Annotated in this window: 16 protein-coding genes; 11 read left to right on the top strand and 5 right to left on the bottom strand. The window is 67.9% G+C overall.

Annotation, left to right across the window (positions count from 1 at the left end; genetic code table 11):
* Positions 1 to 5 precede the first annotated feature (5 nt).
* Entirely contained in the window at positions 6 to 434 is a 429-nt protein-coding gene (locus AC3WMU_RS17445; RefSeq protein WP_006222671.1) for a universal stress protein, read from the top strand.
* Positions 435 to 449: 15 nt separating this feature from the next.
* Here the strand turns inward: AC3WMU_RS17445 and AC3WMU_RS17440 are convergent, their stop codons facing one another.
* The 3 genes from AC3WMU_RS17440 to AC3WMU_RS17430 are packed head-to-tail and all read right to left on the bottom strand — an operon-like array spanning position 450 to position 2862.
* Entirely contained in the window at positions 450 to 1841 is a 1392-nt protein-coding gene (locus tag AC3WMU_RS17440) for a sensor histidine kinase (protein ID WP_492282739.1), read from the bottom strand.
* Positions 1838 to 2500 carry a response regulator transcription factor gene (locus tag AC3WMU_RS17435; RefSeq protein WP_088589574.1) on the bottom strand — a complete coding sequence of 221 codons (663 nt, stop codon included), beginning with the start codon at positions 2498 to 2500 and terminating at the stop codon, positions 1838 to 1840. Before AC3WMU_RS17435 ends, AC3WMU_RS17440 begins: the two co-directional genes overlap by 4 nt.
* Positions 2500 to 2862: a PepSY domain-containing protein gene (locus tag AC3WMU_RS17430; RefSeq protein WP_006222668.1), complete on the bottom strand. Its 363-nt coding sequence runs from the start codon at positions 2860 to 2862 to the stop codon at positions 2500 to 2502. Before AC3WMU_RS17430 ends, AC3WMU_RS17435 begins: the two co-directional genes overlap by 1 nt.
* 170 nt (positions 2863 to 3032) lie before the next feature.
* On the opposite strand from AC3WMU_RS17430, the gene AC3WMU_RS17425 reads away from it, so the two are divergent.
* The 10 genes from AC3WMU_RS17425 (at position 3033) to AC3WMU_RS17380 (ending at position 11703) form a co-directional block, all read left to right on the top strand.
* Positions 3033 to 3353: a PepSY domain-containing protein gene (locus tag AC3WMU_RS17425; RefSeq protein WP_280026599.1), complete on the top strand. Its 321-nt coding sequence runs from the start codon at positions 3033 to 3035 to the stop codon at positions 3351 to 3353.
* A 66-nt stretch (positions 3354 to 3419) separates the two neighbouring features.
* Positions 3420 to 4736: a PQQ-dependent sugar dehydrogenase gene (locus AC3WMU_RS17420; RefSeq protein ID WP_006222665.1), complete on the top strand. Its 1317-nt coding sequence runs from the start codon at positions 3420 to 3422 to the stop codon at positions 4734 to 4736.
* A 178-nt stretch (positions 4737 to 4914) separates the two neighbouring features.
* The gene (gene azu / locus AC3WMU_RS17415; protein WP_006222664.1) at positions 4915 to 5364 is read left to right on the top strand and encodes an azurin; all 450 of its coding nucleotides are present in this window, start codon (positions 4915 to 4917) and stop codon (positions 5362 to 5364) included.
* A 199-nt stretch (positions 5365 to 5563) separates the two neighbouring features.
* Complete coding sequence (locus AC3WMU_RS17410) at positions 5564 to 6268, top strand: SDR family oxidoreductase (RefSeq protein WP_088589571.1); 705 nt, start codon at positions 5564 to 5566, stop codon at positions 6266 to 6268.
* Positions 6269 to 6369: 101 nt separating this feature from the next.
* Positions 6370 to 7884 carry a DUF1800 domain-containing protein gene (locus AC3WMU_RS17405; RefSeq protein ID WP_492282738.1) on the top strand — a complete coding sequence of 505 codons (1515 nt, stop codon included), beginning with the start codon at positions 6370 to 6372 and terminating at the stop codon, positions 7882 to 7884.
* Positions 7881 to 9257 (top strand): DUF1501 domain-containing protein, encoded by a 1377-nt coding sequence (locus tag AC3WMU_RS17400; RefSeq protein ID WP_454677663.1) that lies wholly within the window; start codon positions 7881 to 7883, stop codon positions 9255 to 9257. The genes AC3WMU_RS17405 and AC3WMU_RS17400 overlap by 4 nt, the downstream gene beginning before the upstream one ends.
* A 155-nt stretch (positions 9258 to 9412) precedes the next feature.
* Complete coding sequence (locus tag AC3WMU_RS17395) at positions 9413 to 9877, top strand: GNAT family N-acetyltransferase (RefSeq protein WP_006222658.1); 465 nt, start codon at positions 9413 to 9415, stop codon at positions 9875 to 9877.
* 94 nt (positions 9878 to 9971) lie between these two features.
* Positions 9972 to 10340, top strand: coding sequence for a COG4315 family predicted lipoprotein (locus tag AC3WMU_RS17390; RefSeq protein ID WP_006222657.1), 369 nt, complete (start codon positions 9972 to 9974; stop codon positions 10338 to 10340).
* 33 nt (positions 10341 to 10373) lie between these two features.
* A complete protein-coding gene (locus AC3WMU_RS17385; RefSeq protein WP_006222656.1) occupies positions 10374 to 10886 on the top strand; it encodes an RNA polymerase sigma factor in 513 nt (170 codons plus the stop codon).
* A 1-nt stretch (position 10887) separates the two neighbouring features.
* Positions 10888 to 11703 carry an anti-sigma factor family protein gene (locus AC3WMU_RS17380; RefSeq protein WP_424625129.1) on the top strand — a complete coding sequence of 272 codons (816 nt, stop codon included), beginning with the start codon at positions 10888 to 10890 and terminating at the stop codon, positions 11701 to 11703.
* Positions 11704 to 11706: 3 nt separating this feature from the next.
* On the opposite strand, the gene AC3WMU_RS17375 is transcribed toward AC3WMU_RS17380, so the two are convergent.
* Together AC3WMU_RS17375 and uca are read right to left on the bottom strand one after the other, a co-directional pair.
* A complete protein-coding gene (locus AC3WMU_RS17375) occupies positions 11707 to 12441 on the bottom strand; it encodes a GntR family transcriptional regulator (RefSeq protein ID WP_006222654.1) in 735 nt (244 codons plus the stop codon).
* Complete coding sequence (gene uca / locus AC3WMU_RS17370; protein ID WP_492282737.1) at positions 12438 to 16070, bottom strand: urea carboxylase; 3633 nt, start codon at positions 16068 to 16070, stop codon at positions 12438 to 12440. Before uca ends, AC3WMU_RS17375 begins: the two co-directional genes overlap by 4 nt.
* Positions 16071 to 16082: the final 12 nt, after the last annotated feature.

The following is a 16082-nucleotide window of genomic DNA, read 5'->3' as shown; positions in this document are numbered from 1 at the left end:
CATCCATGCTGAATATCCTCGTCCCCGTCGACGGCTCCGACAATGCCAACCGCGCCGTGCTGCATGCCCGCCAATTGGCCGCCGGCGCCACATCCGCACGCATCCACCTCCTAAACGTCCAGACGCCCACGCAAGGGCGCGCCGGCCTGTCGCGGCTGATCACGCAAGACATGATCGATGAGTTCTACGCCCGCGAAGGCCAGGAAGCCACCAACGAGGCGCGCCAGTTGCTGGACGTGGCGGGCGTGGACTACACGAGCCACGTCGAGTTCGGCCATGCCGCCACCGAAATCGCTGGCTACGCCCGCGACCACGGTTGCGCCCGCATCGTGATGGGCACGCGCGGTAACGGCACGCTGGCCAACATCCTGATCGGCTCGGTCGCCAATCAGGTGCTGCAGTTGGCGGAAGCGCCCGTCACGCTGGTGAAGTAAGGCGCGCGCGGGCGCTCAGGCCGCAGGCAGCCACAACGACACCCGCAACCCGCCCAGCGGCGAGCGTCCTGCACGGACCTCGCCGCCGTAGGTGCCGGCCAGATCGCGCACGATATCCAGGCCCAGGCCCGAGCCCGGCAACTGTTCGTCCATGCGCACGCCGCGCAGGAAGATGCGTTCGCGCTCGTGGTCTTCGATTCCCGGACCATCGTCGTCGATGTGCAGCAGCAAGCGTCCGGCAGCGGCCGGCTCTGCCGTGATCCTCACCTGGCTGGCCGCCCACTTGCAGGCGTTGTCCAGCAGATTGCCCAGCATCTCCTGCAAGTCCTGCTGTTCGCCGCGAAAGACCAGCCCCGGGGACATGCCCGTCGCTTCGATGCGCAGGCCGCGCTGCGCGTACAGGCGCTGCATGACGCGCACCAGCCCCTGCACCGCATCCTGCAACGGGGCGCGGCCGTCGGCGGCGCCCGATGACGCGGCGGCCCGGGCGCGCGCCAGGTGATAGTCGATCTGGCGATTCGCCGTCCCCACCTGCTCTTGCACCAACGAGGCCGGCACGCTGCCGTCGCGCGTCGCCGCGTTGGCCAGGATGGTCAGCGGCGTCTTGACCGCATGCGCCAGATTGCCCGCCTGCGTGCGCGCGCGCTGCACGATCTCGGCGTTCATCGCCAGCACCTTGTTGAAATCGTCGACCAGCGGCTGGATCTCGCTGGGAAAGCGGCCTTCGATGCGGCTGCTGTCGCCGGCGTTCTGCTTGGCCAGTTGACGCCGCAGGCGCGCCAGCGGCCGCAACCCGACCACCACCTGGACCACCGCCGCCGCCGTCAGTCCGGCGGCAAGCGCGCCCAGCGCGATGGCCAGCATATGGTTGAAGCGGCTGATGGGTTCGGCCAGCACGCGGCGGTCGGCTGCCACCACCAGCCGCAGCGGGGCGGCGTCGTCTTCCGCCGGAGTCAGGATGCGCGCCACCGCCTCCAGGCCGCGCCCGCCCGGCCCCGCGATGTCATAAGTCTGATCGCCCGCCGCGGCACCCTGTTGCGGCGTGGACGGTACCTCAAGCGTCTGGTCCCACAGGGACCGCGAGCGCGCCGCGCCGGTCATCGCTGGCCGGCCGCCGTCGGCCAGCCGGTCGACTTGCCAGTACAGGCCGGACAGCGGCTGCTCCAGACGCGGATCGTTCGGCGGCGGGTCCACCACCGGGCGGCCGTCCGGGCCGGCATTGACCGCCGCGGTCAGCTGATTCAGATGCAAGGTCAGTTCGGCCTGTAGTTGCTGGGTGATGTGCTGGCGGAACAGGCTGGCCAGCCCCCAGCCGGCCAGGGCCACGGACACGAGGATCCAGGCCAGCGTGCCGGCAAGCAGGCGCAGCCGCAGCGAGCCCAGCATGCCTTCGCGCACCGGCATCATCCCTGCGCCGCCAGCCGGTAGCCCAGCCCGCGCACGGTTTCGATGGTGTCGGGCGGCAGTTTCTTGCGCAGGCGGCCGATGAAGACCTCAATCGTGTTGGAATCGCGGTCGAAGTCCTGCGCGTAGATGTGCTCGATCAGTTCCGTGCGCGACACGACTTCACCAGCGCGCTGCATCAGCACCGACAGCACCTTGAATTCGTGGCTGGTGAGCGTCAATGCCTGGCCGTCGATCGTGACCTTGGCCTGCCGCGTGTCCAGCATGAGCGGGCCGCAGCGCCATTGCGCGCTGGAATGCGACGTGCTGCGCCGCAACAGCGCGCGCACCCGCGCCAGCAGTTCTTCCATATGGAAGGGCTTGGTCAGGTAGTCATCCGCGCCGGCGTCGATGCCGGCCACCTTTTCGTGCCAGTTGTCGCGCGCGGTCAGGATCAGCACGGGCATGTCACGCTGGGCGGCGCGCCATTGCTTCAGCACGGTCAAGCCGTCCATGACGGGCAGCCCCAGATCCAGCACCACCGCATCGAACGCTTCCACGTCGCCCAGGAAACGCGCCGACTCGCCGTCGCCGGACACGTCCACGGTGTAGCCCGCGCCGCGCAACGCGTCGGCCAACTGGCCGGCCAGCGTGGGTTCGTCTTCCACCACGAGTATGCGCATCAGTCCTTGCCCTTGAATTTGATATCGCGGCCCTTGACGGCCAGCAAGGCGCCGTCGCGCGCGTCGATCTTCAGCTTGAGGATGCCGCCGCCGCTTTGCAGCACGCGGATCTCGTAGATGAATTCGTCGTCGTCCTCTTCGAACTCGACCTTGACTACCTGCCCGGGAAAATCGCGTTCGACGATATCCAGCACCGCGCCCAGCGGCAAGACCTTGCCGGCTTCCAGGGCCTGGCGTGCGCGCTCGTGGTCGCTATCGCCGGCCAGTCCGCTGACCGGCCCCACGGCCAGCGCAAGCGCCAGCACGCAGGCCGACAACAGGATGCCGCCGCGTTTGCGCCGGGTCGTAAGGGGCTGCCGCAATACCGGACCTCTTGGAAAAATTAGGGGGTGGATCATCTTTTATACCGCGCAGCGGATGAACCTGACATGAACGGCGGCTTCAGAAAAGGTTCATGCGCCAACCCGAATAATGGGCACAGGGTCGCAACAACGGCCTGCTTTTTTCCCCTTCACCCTAGGAGCTACCCATCATGACGCGTATTCAGAAAACCTTGGCCGCCCTGGCAATCGGCGCTTCCTCCCTGGTCGCGGGCACCGCGGTCCACGCCCAGGCCGCTGCGCCGGCTGCCGCCGCCCCCGCCCCCGCCGCGGTCACCCCGGCCTCGCCGATGCTGACGATCCGCCAGGTGTACGACAAGATGGAAGCCGCCGGCTATCGCAATATCTCCGAGATCGAACGCTCCAGCAAGCACGGTTACGAGGTCAAGGCGTATGACCCGCAAGGCCAGCGCGTGAAGCTGTATGTCGATCCGCAATCGGGCGCGGTCACGCGCAGCCGCTTCGACGACTGAATCCGGCGTACCGCAGGCGGGCCGTGTGAGTATGATGGAACGCACAGATAGCCCTGGAGTCGCATCATGCCTGTCCTGCGTATCCTGGCGGCGGCCAGCCTGGCCCTGGCCGCGCTAAGCGCCTGCGGCGAAGTCGCCACCTTGCCCGTCGAAGCCGGCATGGGTCCGACACCGAAGCTGCCCCCACCCAACACCACCCTGATTCCCACCGTCAACACGGCGAAGGCGGTCGGCTGGATTGCGGGCGCGCAGCCCGTGGCGGCGGCCGGCCTGGCCGTCAATGCCTTTGCCAGTGGCCTGGACCATCCCCGCTGGCTCTACGTGCTGCCCAACGGCGACGTGCTGGTCGCCGAGACCAATGCGCCGCCCAAGCCCGAAGAAGCCTCCGGCGGGCTGAAGGACTGGGCGGCCGGCCTCGTCATGAAACGCGCCGGCGCCCGCACCGCCAGCGCCAACCGCATCACCTTGTTGCGCGATGCCGACCACGACGGCGTTGCGGAAACGCGCAGCGTGCTGCTGCAGGGCCTGAACTCGCCCTTCGGCATGGCGCTGATCGGCAATCAACTGTATGTGGCCAATGCCGACGCCGTCCTGCGCTTTCCGTACGAAGCCGGCCAGACGCAGATCTCGGCCCCGGGAGTGAAAGTCACGGACCTGCCCGCCGGCATCAACCACCACTGGACCAAGAACCTGATCGCCAGCCCTGACGGGCGCAAGCTGTACGTCTCGGTGGGGTCGAACAGCAACGTCGCCGAAAACGGCATGGAGATCGAGGAAGGCCGCGCCGCCATCTGGGAAATCGACGTAGCAAGCGGCGCGAAGCGCCTGTACGCCACGGGTCTGCGCAACCCGGTCGGCATGGCCTGGGCGCCCGATGGCAAGACCTTGTGGACCGCCGTGAACGAACGCGACGAGCTGGGCAGCGACCTGGTGCCCGACTACATGACGTCGGTGCGCGACGGCGGTTTCTATGGCTGGCCGTACAGCTATTTCGGGCAGCACGTGGACACCCGCGTCACGCCGCCGCGGCCGGACCTGGTGGCGCGCGCCATCGTGCCCGACTACGCGCTAGGCCCGCACACCGCGTCGCTGGGCCTGGCCTGGTCGGGCAACACCCGGCTGCCGGCCCCCTACGCGGGCGGCATGTTCGTGGGCCAGCACGGGTCGTGGAACCGCGACCCGCGCAGCGGCTACAAGGTCATCGTCGTGCCGTTCGCGGGCAATGCGCCCGCAGGCGAGGCCCGCGACGTGCTGACGGGCTTCTTGAACGAAAGCGGGCAGGCGCAGGGCCGGCCCGTGGGCGTGATCATCGACAGCCAGGGCGACCTGCTGGTGGCCGACGATGTCGGCAACGTGATCTGGCGCGTCAGCCCGAAACTGTGACGTTTTCGGAGCCGCCGGCGCAAGCCAATGCCGGCGCCCTTGCGTTCGGTCAAACCCCTTGCGGGTGACGTTGCGCGTTCTGGCGTACAGTGGGGCGAGAATGTGGTGTCGCCGGTCGGCCGCAGCTTGCGCCGGCCGGAAATTCCGCTCCCCTCGAAACATTGGAGGCATGAATATGATGTTCAAGAAGCTCTGCGTCGCGGCGGTCCTCGCCGTCGCGTCCGCCCCGGTCCTGGCTGCCGAGTGCTCGGTCGATATCGCCGGCAATGATCAGATGCAGTTCGACAAGAAGGAAATCACGGTCAGCAAGAGCTGCAAGCAGTTCACCGTGAACCTGAAGCACCCCGGCACCCTGGCCAAGAACGTCATGGGCCATAACTGGGTCCTGACCACCACGGCCGACATGCAGGGCGCGGTGAACGATGGCATGGCTGCCGGCCTGGACAACGACTACGTCAAGAAAGACGACGCCCGCGTCATCGCCCACACCAAGGTCATCGGCGGCGGCCAGACGGATTCCGTCACGTTCGACGTCAGCAAGCTTGCCGCCGGCACCGACTACACCTACTTCTGCTCCTTCCCCGGCCACTTCGCGCTGATGAAGGGCACGCTGAAGCTGGTCGACTGACCCACCCGGGGCGGTACGCCGCGCTGACGGTTGCCTGCACGGGCCCCGCGCCCCTGGTTCGCCAGGGTTGCGGGGCCCGTTTCCGTGAGGGGCGCGGGCGACATCGCCGCGCCCCTGCCGCCAACGCGGGAACCTGCCCGCGGCGCGATCCGCCCCCCTACAATGGCCGCTTCCTCGACAACACGGAAAAGGAGCAGGCATGAGCACGGAAAAGGTAGCAATCGTGACGGCGGGCGGTAGCGGCATGGGCGCCGCGGCAGCGCGCAAGCTGGCGGCCGACGGATACCGCGTGGCCATCTTGTCTTCGTCCGGCAAAGGCGAAACCCTGGCGCAGGAACTGGGCGGCCTGGGCGTCACCGGCTCCAACCGTTCGCCTGAAGACCTGGCCCGCCTGGTGGAAACCACCTTGCAGAAATGGGGCCGCGTGGACGCCGTGGTCAACAGCGCCGGCCACGGCCCGAAAGGCCCGCTGCTGGAAATCAGCGATGACGACTGGCATCTGGGCATGGAGTTCTATCTGCTGAACGTGGTGCGCATCACGCGCCTGGTTGCGCCGGTGATGAAGCAGCAGAAATCGGGTGCCATCGTCAACATCTCCACCTACGCCACCTTCGAACCCGAAGCGCTGTTCCCCACCTCCGGCGTGTTCCGCGCCGGCCTGGCCGCGTTCACCAAAGTGTTCTCGGACGAGTACGCCGAACACAATGTGCGGATGAACAATGTGCTGCCGGGCTTTATCGACAGCCTGCCGGAAAAGGAAGACCGCCGCGTGCGCATCCCGATGGGGCGCTACGGCACCGCCGAGGAAGTGGCCGACCTGATCGCGTTCCTGGCCTCTGACGCGTCTTCCTACATCACCGGCCAGAACATCCGCATCGACGGCGGCATCACGCGCTCGGTCTGAGCCTCATGCTTTTGGATTAAGCCTCTCGTCCGAATGACGGTATTGAACGCCGCCCGGCGCTTTTAGTACCGTAGGTTTTCGCATTCGACGAGAGGCTTGCGATGACCGTCACCCCAGGCCAGGCGTCGCGCTTTCTGGCGCAAGCCACCTTCGGGCCCACGCCGTCCCAGATCGACGCCGTGGTGCGCGACGGGTATGCCCCGTGGCTGGACGCGCAGTTGGCGATGCCGCCTTCGCAGCCCCATTTCGACTGGCTGCTGCAACAGAGAAAAAACACCGAAGCCTTCAAGGGCAACGGCATCAACGCCCCCCTGGAATCCACGCTGTGGCGCAAGTTCATCAGCGCGGAAGACCAGGTGCGCACTCGCGTGGCGTTCGCGCTGTCCGAGATCTTCGTCGTGGGGGTGCAATCCATCACGGCGTCGTGGCCGCTGTTCGGCGCGGCGGGTTTCATGGACCTGCTGGCCGAGCACGCATTGGGCAATTACCAGGACTTGCTGACCGCCGTCACCAGGAACCTGTCGATGGGTTGCATGCTGACCTATCGCGGCAACCGCAAGGAAGATCCCAAGACCGGGCGCCACCCGGACGAGAACTACGCGCGCGAGGTCATGCAGCTGTTCAGCATCGGCCTGCTGGAACTGGCCCCGGACGGCACGGTCAGGAAGGTGGACGGCGCCCCCGTCGAAACGTACACAAATGCCGACGTCCAGGGGCTGGCCAAGGTGTTCACGGGATGGGACATCAACGGGCCGGAGTCGGATGTGGAATTCCACCGGCGGCCGATGGCGCTGAACAACGCGCTGCACTCGACGGCCGAAAAGCGCTTCCTGGGCGCCGTGATCCCCCCGGGCACGGACGGGCACCTGTCGCTCAAGCGCGCCATGGATGTTATCTGCGCGCATCCGAACGTGGGCCCGTTCATCGGCATGCAACTGATCCAACGGCTGGTGACCAGCAATCCCAGCCCCGCGTACGTCGGCCGCGTGTCGGCGGTCTTCAACGATGATGGGCAAGGCCGGCGCGGCAATCTCAAGGCGGTCGTGCGCGCGATCCTGCTGGACCCCGACGCGCGCAACCCCGACCTGGGCGATCCCGGCTGGGGCAAGGTGCGCGAACCTATCCTGCGCTTCTCCGGCTGGGCGCGGGCCTTCGGGGCGACCTCCACCAACGGCGCCTGGGCCATGCCCGACACGACGGACAACACCATACGGCTGGCGCAAAGCCCGATGCGGTCCGCCACCGTGTTCAATTTCTTCCGCCCCCGCTACACGCCGCCCGTCACGGAGCTGGCCAGGCGGCATCTGGTGGCGCCGGAGCTGCAGATCACGGACGAGACCAGCATCGCCGGCTATTTGAACTTTCTGGCCATCTACGCCGACCGGGGTTGGGAAGACCTGCAGACGACCTATGCGCCGGAAGTCGCGCTGGCGCACGACCCACAGGCGCTGGTGGCGCGCGTGGTGCTGCTGTTGGCGGGCGACGCGTTCAGCGCGCAAACGGCCAGCGCCATCGCCAACGCCGTCGCCACCCTGCCCGCCAGCCGGCCGTGCGACCGCGTGCGCGCCGCCATCCTGCTGGTTGCCGCCACCCCTGAATACCTGGTGCAGAAATGACGCGATCCCACGATGCCGACCGCCGCGCCTTTTTGTTGCGGGCCTGCGCGCTGGGCGCAACAGGCGCCGCTGCGCCGCTGGCCTTGAACCTGGCGGCGCTGGGCGCGGCCGCCGCCCAGTCCGCACCGCCCTCGTACAAGGCGCTGGTCTGCGTGTTCCTGTACGGTGGCAACGATCCCTACAACACGCTGGTGCCCTTTGACGATGCCGCGTACCGCGCCTATGCCGCCGCCCGCGGCGACATCGCGCTGCCCCGCGAGGCCTTGCGTGCCACCGCCTTGCGCGGCAAGGTTGCCGCCGCCGGCGGCGGGCAGTTCGCGCTGGCGCCCGCGCTGGCACCGCTGGCGCCGCTGTACGAGAACGGCCAGATGGCGGCGCTGCTGAACGTCGGGCCGCTGGTGGTGCCGACCTCGAAGGCCGACTACATCAGCGCCCGCGTGCCGATGCCGCCCAAGCTGTTTTCTCATAACGACCAGCAATCGTATTGGCAGGCGCTTGCGCCGGAAGGCGCGGCGTCGGGCTGGGGCGGCCGATTGACCGATCTTTTCGCCGGCGCCAATGCGCAGCGCACGTTTACCGGCATCACCGCCGGCGGCAGCACGGTGCTGCTGGCCGGCCGCAAAGTCGCGGGCTATCGGGTGGGCATCAACGGGTCCACCCCGATCGAGCTTCTGTACCGCGACATGTACGGATCCAGCGCCTGCACCGCCCTGCTGCGCCAGCTGATCACGCAACCGCGCGAACACCTGATGGAACGCGAGTTGTCGCGCATCGCCGCGCAGTCCATCAACGCCGACACCCAGCTGCGCGCCGCGCTGGCCGACGTGGCCGTGCCGGGAGATTTCAATTCGCCGCTGGCGCAGCAACTGAAGATCGTGGCGCGCATCATCGGCGCGCGTCAGACCCTGGGCGCGCGGCGCCAGGTGTTCTTCGTGTCCCAGAACGGCTACGACAACCACACGGGCCTGAACGACACGCATCCCGCGCTGTTGCGGGAACTGGGGCAATCGTTGGCCGTGTTCCAGGCGGCGCTGGCGTCGCTGGGCGTGGCGGACCAGGTGACGACATTCACGGCGTCCGAATTCGGCCGCACGCTGGGATCCAACGGCAACGGCTCGGACCACGGCTGGGGCTCGCATCACCTGGTGCTGGGCGGCGCGGTCAACGGCGGCCGCTACTACGGCACCCACCCCGAAATCGCCCTGGACGGCCCGGGGTTCGTCGACAACGGGCGACTGCTGCCCACGCTGGCGGTGGACCAGTTAGGGGCATCGCTAGGCGCCTGGTTCGGCGCCGGCCGCGACGAACTGGGGATGGTGTTTCCCAATTTGCGGAATTTCGATGCGGGAAATCTGGCCGCATTGATGCGGTGAGGGCGCGAGACGGGTAGCAAGCGCCCGTTTCCGCGGCACGCCTGTGCCCGTCCGACGGGCCGCCCCCTGGCGCCCGCCGTCCAACCGCTCTATAACCTCATCCATCAGGCCGGCAAACCGGCCGAACCCAACCCCGGCCCCCATCCCCCATTCCCATGACTTCGACCCACTCCCTGGCGTTGCAGCCCGCCACCGACGACGATCTGCCCTTCTTGCTGACGCTGCGCAAGTCCACCATGCAGGCGCATCTGCAGCGCGCTGGCGCGCCGCTGGATGACGAGCACCATCTGGCCCGCATCCGTTACCACTTCGACGACGCGCAGATCGTCTGGCTGGACGGCCGGCCTGCCGGCTTGTTCAAGCATTACCGCGATCCGGCCGGCTGGCGCATCGTGCAGATCCAGATCGATCCGGCTTTCCAGGGCCGAGGGCTGGGCCGCCGGCTGTTGGAAGGCGTGCTGGACCAGGCGGACGCGGAAGGCGCGCCCGTCACCCTGAGCGTGTTGAAAGGCAACCCCGCCCAACGCCTTTACGAGTCGCTGGGCTTCACCCCCGTCGAGGAGACCCCGCTGGAATTTGAAATGCGTTACGAACCCGGCGCTGTCCGGCCGGCCGGCTGACCTTTGCAAATTCTTTTGGCCTGGGCGGAATAACGCCGCGCCGGCCGGCGTCTGTAGAGGGCAGTCCCCCACTTTCCTATCTACGAGGCACAACATGCGCAATCACATCGCCGCCGCCCTGGTTCTCGGTTCCGCCGCCCTGTTCTCGGCTGGCGCCCACGCACAGGCCGTCAAGACCCAGGATGGCATCCTGGTCAACAGCGCGGGCATGACGCTCTACACCTTCGACAAGGACGCCGGAGGCAAAAGCGCCTGCAACGACCAGTGCGCCAAGATCTGGCCCCCCGTCACCGCCGCCGCCGACGCCAAACCCATGGGCGACCTGACCGTCATCACCCGTGACGACGGCTCCAAGCAGTGGGCCCATAAGGGCAAGCCCATCTACCTGTATGCCAAGGACGCCAAGCCGGGCGACAAGACCGGCGACAACTTCAAGGAAGTCTGGCACGTCATCAAGCCCTGAGCCGGCCTGCCCCGCCCCGTTGTCCCAGAGACCATGCGCGCCGAAGACGAAGCCCTGATCCTGGCTTGCATCCCCAGCCTGCGGCGTTACGCCCGCGGGCTGACGGGCGACCTTCACCGGGCCGACGACCTGGTCCAGGACACGCTCGAGCGCGCATGGAGCCGCTATTCTCGATGGCAACGGCGCGGAGAACTCCGCGCCTGGATGTTCGGCATCATGCATAACCATTTCATCGACGGCGTGCGCGCCAGCAACCGGCGGGCGGATCAGACCGCTCCGGGCGACCTGCCCGATGCCCCGGTGCGCGCCACGCAGACCGACCACCTGGAGGTGCGCGACCTGGACCGCTGCCTGCAAGCCCTGCCGGCCGAGCAGCGGGAAGTGCTGTTGCTGATTTGCGTGGAAGACCTGTCCTATCAGGAGACCGCCCAGGTCTTGGACGTGCCCATCGGCACGGTCATGTCCCGGCTGTCGCGCGCCCGTGAAAAACTGGGCGCACTGATGCAAGGGCGCGACACCGTCAGCCGGCTGCATCGCGTGAAATGACATGAACGACAAACACCTTCATCCCGTCCCCGGCACGGGCACCCCCATCACCGAAGCCGATCTGCATGCCTATGCGGACGGCCAGTTGCCCCCTGCCCGGCGCGCGGAAGTCGACGCCTTCCTGGCGGCCCACCCGCAGGATCAGACCCGCGTGGACGACTGGCAGGCGCAACGCCGCGCCCTGCATGCCCTGTTGGATCCGGTCCTGGACGACCCCCTGCCGTTGCGGCTGCCGCTGAAAGCGCCCGCGCGCCATTTCCCGTGGCGCGCCCTGGCTGCCAGCGTGGCGATCGCCGCCGTCAGCGCCAGCGCGGCCTGGATCACCCGGGGCGCGATGGATGCGCGCCACCTGCAGGCCGTGCTGGCCACCGCCAGCCCGGAACGTGCCGCTGGCGGCTATGCCCAACGCGCGGCCATCGCGCACGCGGTGTATGCGCCCGACATGGGGCGCCCCGTGGAAGTCAGCGCCGAAAACGAAAAAGGCCTGGTCACGTGGCTGACCAAGCGCATGGGTGCGCCGATGCGTGCGCCATCGCTGACGCAAGCGGGTTATGAACTGGTGGGCGGCCGTCTGTTGCCGGGCGGCGCCGGGCCCGTGGCCCTGTTCATGTATGGCGCGGCCGACGGCCAGCGCCTGACGCTGTACGTGACCCGCGAGGCCGCAGGCGGACAGACCGCCTTCCAGTTCACGCAGGAAGGCCCGGTGCGGGTGTTCTATTGGGTGGAAGGACAGTTCGGCTACGCGCTATCGGGCGCCGTCAGCCGGGATGAGCTGCAACGCGTATCGCAAGAGGTCTACAAGCAATTGCAGGGGTAAGGGTCATCCCCCCACCCCGGTTTCCCTGGCCTCGTGCAGCATGTGCAGCGTGATCTTGCGCACTTCGGCCTTGCTCATTTCGATATGCGAACGCAGCATCCGCGTGGCCTCGTCCGCGCGGCGCGCCAACACGGCGCGCAGGATGGCGGCGTGTTCGTCGTAGGTGGCATCCACGCGGAAATCCTTGGTGAAGTCCAGCCGCCGCACGATGCGGATCTTCTCGGTGACGTCGCGGTGGATCTGCGCCATCTCGGGGTTGCCGGCGGCGGCTACCAGCGAACAATGGAACGCCTCGTCCAGCTGCGCCACCAGCCTGCCATCCAGGATGCGTTGCGGCGGCGGCACCAGCCACACGTCGGTCAACGCGCCCAGGATGCCGGCGTCGTCCATGTTTTCCCGCGCGCACAGCTTGTCGACCGCCGCCTGCTCCAGCACCACGCGCACGTCATAGAGCGCTTCGAAACGTTCGAAGTCGAACGGCCGCACCTGCCAGCCGCTGCGCGGGCGCGCCAACACAAAGCCTTCGCGTTCCAGCCGGACCAGGCCCAGCCGCACCGGCGTGCGGCTGACCCCCAGCCGCGCCACCAGATCGGCCTCGGTGAAGCGTTCGCCCGGCAGCATGCGGAAGTCGAACAGGTCATCCTTGATGCGCTGGTAGACCTGGTCGGCCAGCGACCCGGCCAGCGCCGGCGCCTGCCGGATGGCCGGGCTGACCTGTACGGATTCCAGGCGCATCATCCGGCCACGGTGCAGGTGGCGTCTTCGGCCAGCACGATCAGCGGATCGCCCGCATTCACGGGCTTGCCCGGCACGCAGCGAATGGCCGTGACGGTGCCCGAGGCCGGGGCGATGACGGATAGCTCCATCTTCATCGCCTCGACGACGACCAGCGTGTCGCCCGCGGATACGCTCTGGCCCACCTGGACGGGGATCTTCCAGATGTTGCCGCACATGTCGGCGCTGACCAGCCTTTCGCCGTCGCGCAGCGCTGTCTCGGCCTCGGGTTCGGCGACGGCGAGCTCCACCACCGCATCCTCGGTTTTCCACAGCGCCACTTCGGCGTCGAAGGCGCTCTTCTGGCGCGTCTGAAACACGGCGATGCTATCGGCCTGATCCTCCAGGAAGCGCTGGTGCGCGGCGAAGTCGAACACTTCCTCCTCGATGCGGACCGTGGCGCGGCCTTCGCGGAAGTCTTCGCGCAACACGTCCAGTTCGGCCTCCGTCACCGGATAGAAGCGCACCTGATCGAAAAAGCGCAGCAGCCAGGGCTTGCCGTCCTGGAACACGGGGTTCTTCAGGAATTTGTTCCAGATGGGCAGCGTGCGGCCCACCAATTGATAACCGCCGGGCGAGTCCATGCCATAGATGCACATGTACACGCCGCCGATACCCACCGTGCCCTCGGCCGTGAAGGTGCGGGCGGGGTTGTATTTGGACGTCAGCAGGCGGTGGCGCGGGTCGATCGGTACGGCGCAAGGCGCGCCCAGGTACACGTCGCCCAGGCCCATGATCAGATAGCTGGCGTCGAACACGATGTCGCGGACATCATCGCGGCTGGCCAGGCCATTGATGCGCTGGATGAAGTCCACATTGTTCGGCAGCCACGGGGCGCTGGCGCGCACGGTTTCCTGATAGCGCTGCACGGCGCCCAGGGTGGCCGAATCCTCGAAGGCCATCGGCAGGTAGACCACGCGCGTGGGCACTTTCAGCGTGGCCACGTCGGCCAGGCCTTCCTCGATTTCCAGCAGGCGCGCGATCAGCGCGCCTTGCAGGATCAACCGGCTGTCGTAGCGGATCTGCAGCGACCGCACGCCGGGCGACAGTTCCTGAACGCCCGCGATCGGGTCGGCGTTCAGCGCTTCCATCAGCAGGTGGATGCGCATGCGCAGCGCCAGGTCGAGCACGTTGTCGCCGTACTCCAGCAGCAGGTAACCGTCGCCCGCCTGGCGGTACGACACGGAGGGGCGCGAACCCGCCGCCGGCAACGCCGCGACGATAGTCTCGGATACCGTAGCGGGAACCGGCGACGGCTCGGTCACAGCCGGCGCCGCCGCCGACAGCGCGGCCACGCTCTGGTCCTGCGCCGCTTCCAGCGCCACGGCCTGCGGGTAGTCGATGCGGACGAAGCGGATGCGGTCGCCCGGCTTGACCTGCCCCACCTTCCAGAGTTCGGCCCGCGCAATCGTGACGGGGCAGACAAAGCCGCCCAGGCTGGGACCGTCGCGCGTCAGGATAACGGGGCTGTCGCCCGTGAAATTGATACTGCCGATGGCGTATTCGCAATCGTGGATGTTGGAGGGGTGCAGGCCGGCCTCGCCGCCGTTCTCGCGGGCCCAGGTGGGCTTGGGACCGATCAGTCGCACGCCCAGCCGGTTGGAGTTGTAGTGCACCTCCCAATCGGCGGCGAAGAAGGTCTCGATGGCTTCGGGCTGGAAGAAGTCCGGGGCGCCATGCGGGCCGTACAGCACGCCGATCTGCCACGTGTTGCCGTAGACGGGAATCATGTCGGCCGGCGCTGCCTGCGGCGCGGCCGCGGGCGCTTGCCCGTCGCTCAGTTCCGGCCGCACCACCGGCAGCATGTCGCCCACGCGCAGCGTGCGCCCGGCGTGGCCGCCGAACTGGCCCAGCGCGAACGTCGACCGGCTGCCCAGGTAGACCGGCACGTCCAGGCCATTGCGCACGGCCAGATAGCTGCGGCACCCCGACAGCGCGCGGCCGGTGGCCAGCACCTGGCCCGAGCGCACAGCAATGGGCTGCCACATCGGCACCGGCTCGCCGTCCAGCGTGGCGGCGCACTCGGCGCCCGTCAGCGCCACGATGGTGTCGCCATGAAAGCGCAGCGTGGGGCCGACCAGCGTGGCCTCGATGCCCGCGGCGTCCGGCGCGTTGCCGACGATGCGGTTGGCCATGCGAAACGCGTAGTCGTCCATCGGGCCGGAAGGCGGCACGCCGATATCCCAATAGCCGACGCGGCCCGGGTAGTCCTGCACGCTGGTGTAGGTGCCGGCCTCCAGCACTTCGATGGCGGCCGGCCGGCAGGCAAAGCTTTCCAGGAACCGCGTGGACAGCTTGCCCGCGCGGAAGCGTTCGTCGGCCACGATCTGGCGCAGGTAGTCCAGGTTGGTGGCGATGCCGTGCAGCCGCGTGCGGGCCAGCGCGTCCGCCAGCTTGTCCAGCGCGGCCTCGCGCGATTCCGCATGCACGATCAGCTTGGCCAGCATGGGGTCATAGAAGGCCGGCACCTCGGTGCCGGTGGCGACCCAGCCATCCACCCGCACACCGTCGGGAAAGGACACATCGGTCAGCACCCCGGGCGACGGCTGGAACTGGCGCAGCGGGTCTTCGGCGTACAGCCGCACTTCGATCGATGCGCCTTGCGGCGCGCGCGACATGGCGGCGAGGTCCAGCGGTTCGCCCGCGGCCACGCGCAGCATGCATTCCACCAGGTCCAGGCCCGTCACGGCTTCCGTCACCGGGTGCTCCACCTGCAGCCGCGTGTTGACCTCCAGGAAATAGAAGCTGTCGCGTGCCGGGTCGTAGATGAATTCCACCGTGCCGGCCGACCGGTAGTTCACGGACTCACCCAGCTGTACGGCCGCCGCCAGCAGCGCCTTGCGGGTCGCAGCAGGCAGCAGGGGCGCTGGCGTTTCTTCGATGACTTTCTGGTTGCGCCGCTGCACCGAGCAGTCGCGCTCGCCCAGCGCCAGCACGCGTCCGGCGCCGTCGCCGAAGATCTGCACTTCCACGTGCCGCGCGTTATCCACATAGCGTTCGATGAACGCGCCGCCGTCGCGAAAGAAGTGTTCTCCCATGCGTTGCACGCTGTCGAACGCCACCGTCAGCTCGGCCTCGTTCTCGCAGCGCGACAGGCCGATGCCGCCGCCGCCCGCAGTGCTCTTGAGCATTACCGGATAGCCGATGCGCTCGGCCTGCGTCAGCGCTTCGCCCAGGCTGGCCAGCAGGCCCGTGCCGGGTGTCATCGGCACGCCTGCTTGCGCCGCCAATTCACGCGACCGGTGCTTCAGACCGAACTCGCGGATCTGCAACGGCGTGGGGCCCACGAAGGCGATGCCCGCGGCTTCGCAAGCGTCGGCGAACTCCGCGCTTTCAGACAAGAACCCGTACCCGGGATAGATGGCCTGCGCGCCGTGCTCGCGGGCCGCGACCAGCAGCAGGTCCATGCGCAGATAGCTGTCGGCGGCTTTCTCGCCGCCCAGCGCAACGGCCACGTCGGCTTCGCGCACGTGCGCGGCGTTGCGGTCGGGGTCGGAATACACCGCCACGCTGCGGATGCCCAGCCGCTTCAGGGTGCGGATGGCGCGTACGGCGATTTCGCCGCGGTTGGCAATCAGAACGGTATCGAACACGATGCGACTCCC

This window comes from Achromobacter sp. FW305-C-13 (genome assembly GCF_058783475.1).
The sequence above is the reverse complement of the archived record's forward strand: the minus strand, read 5'-3'. Positions and strand labels throughout refer to the sequence as shown.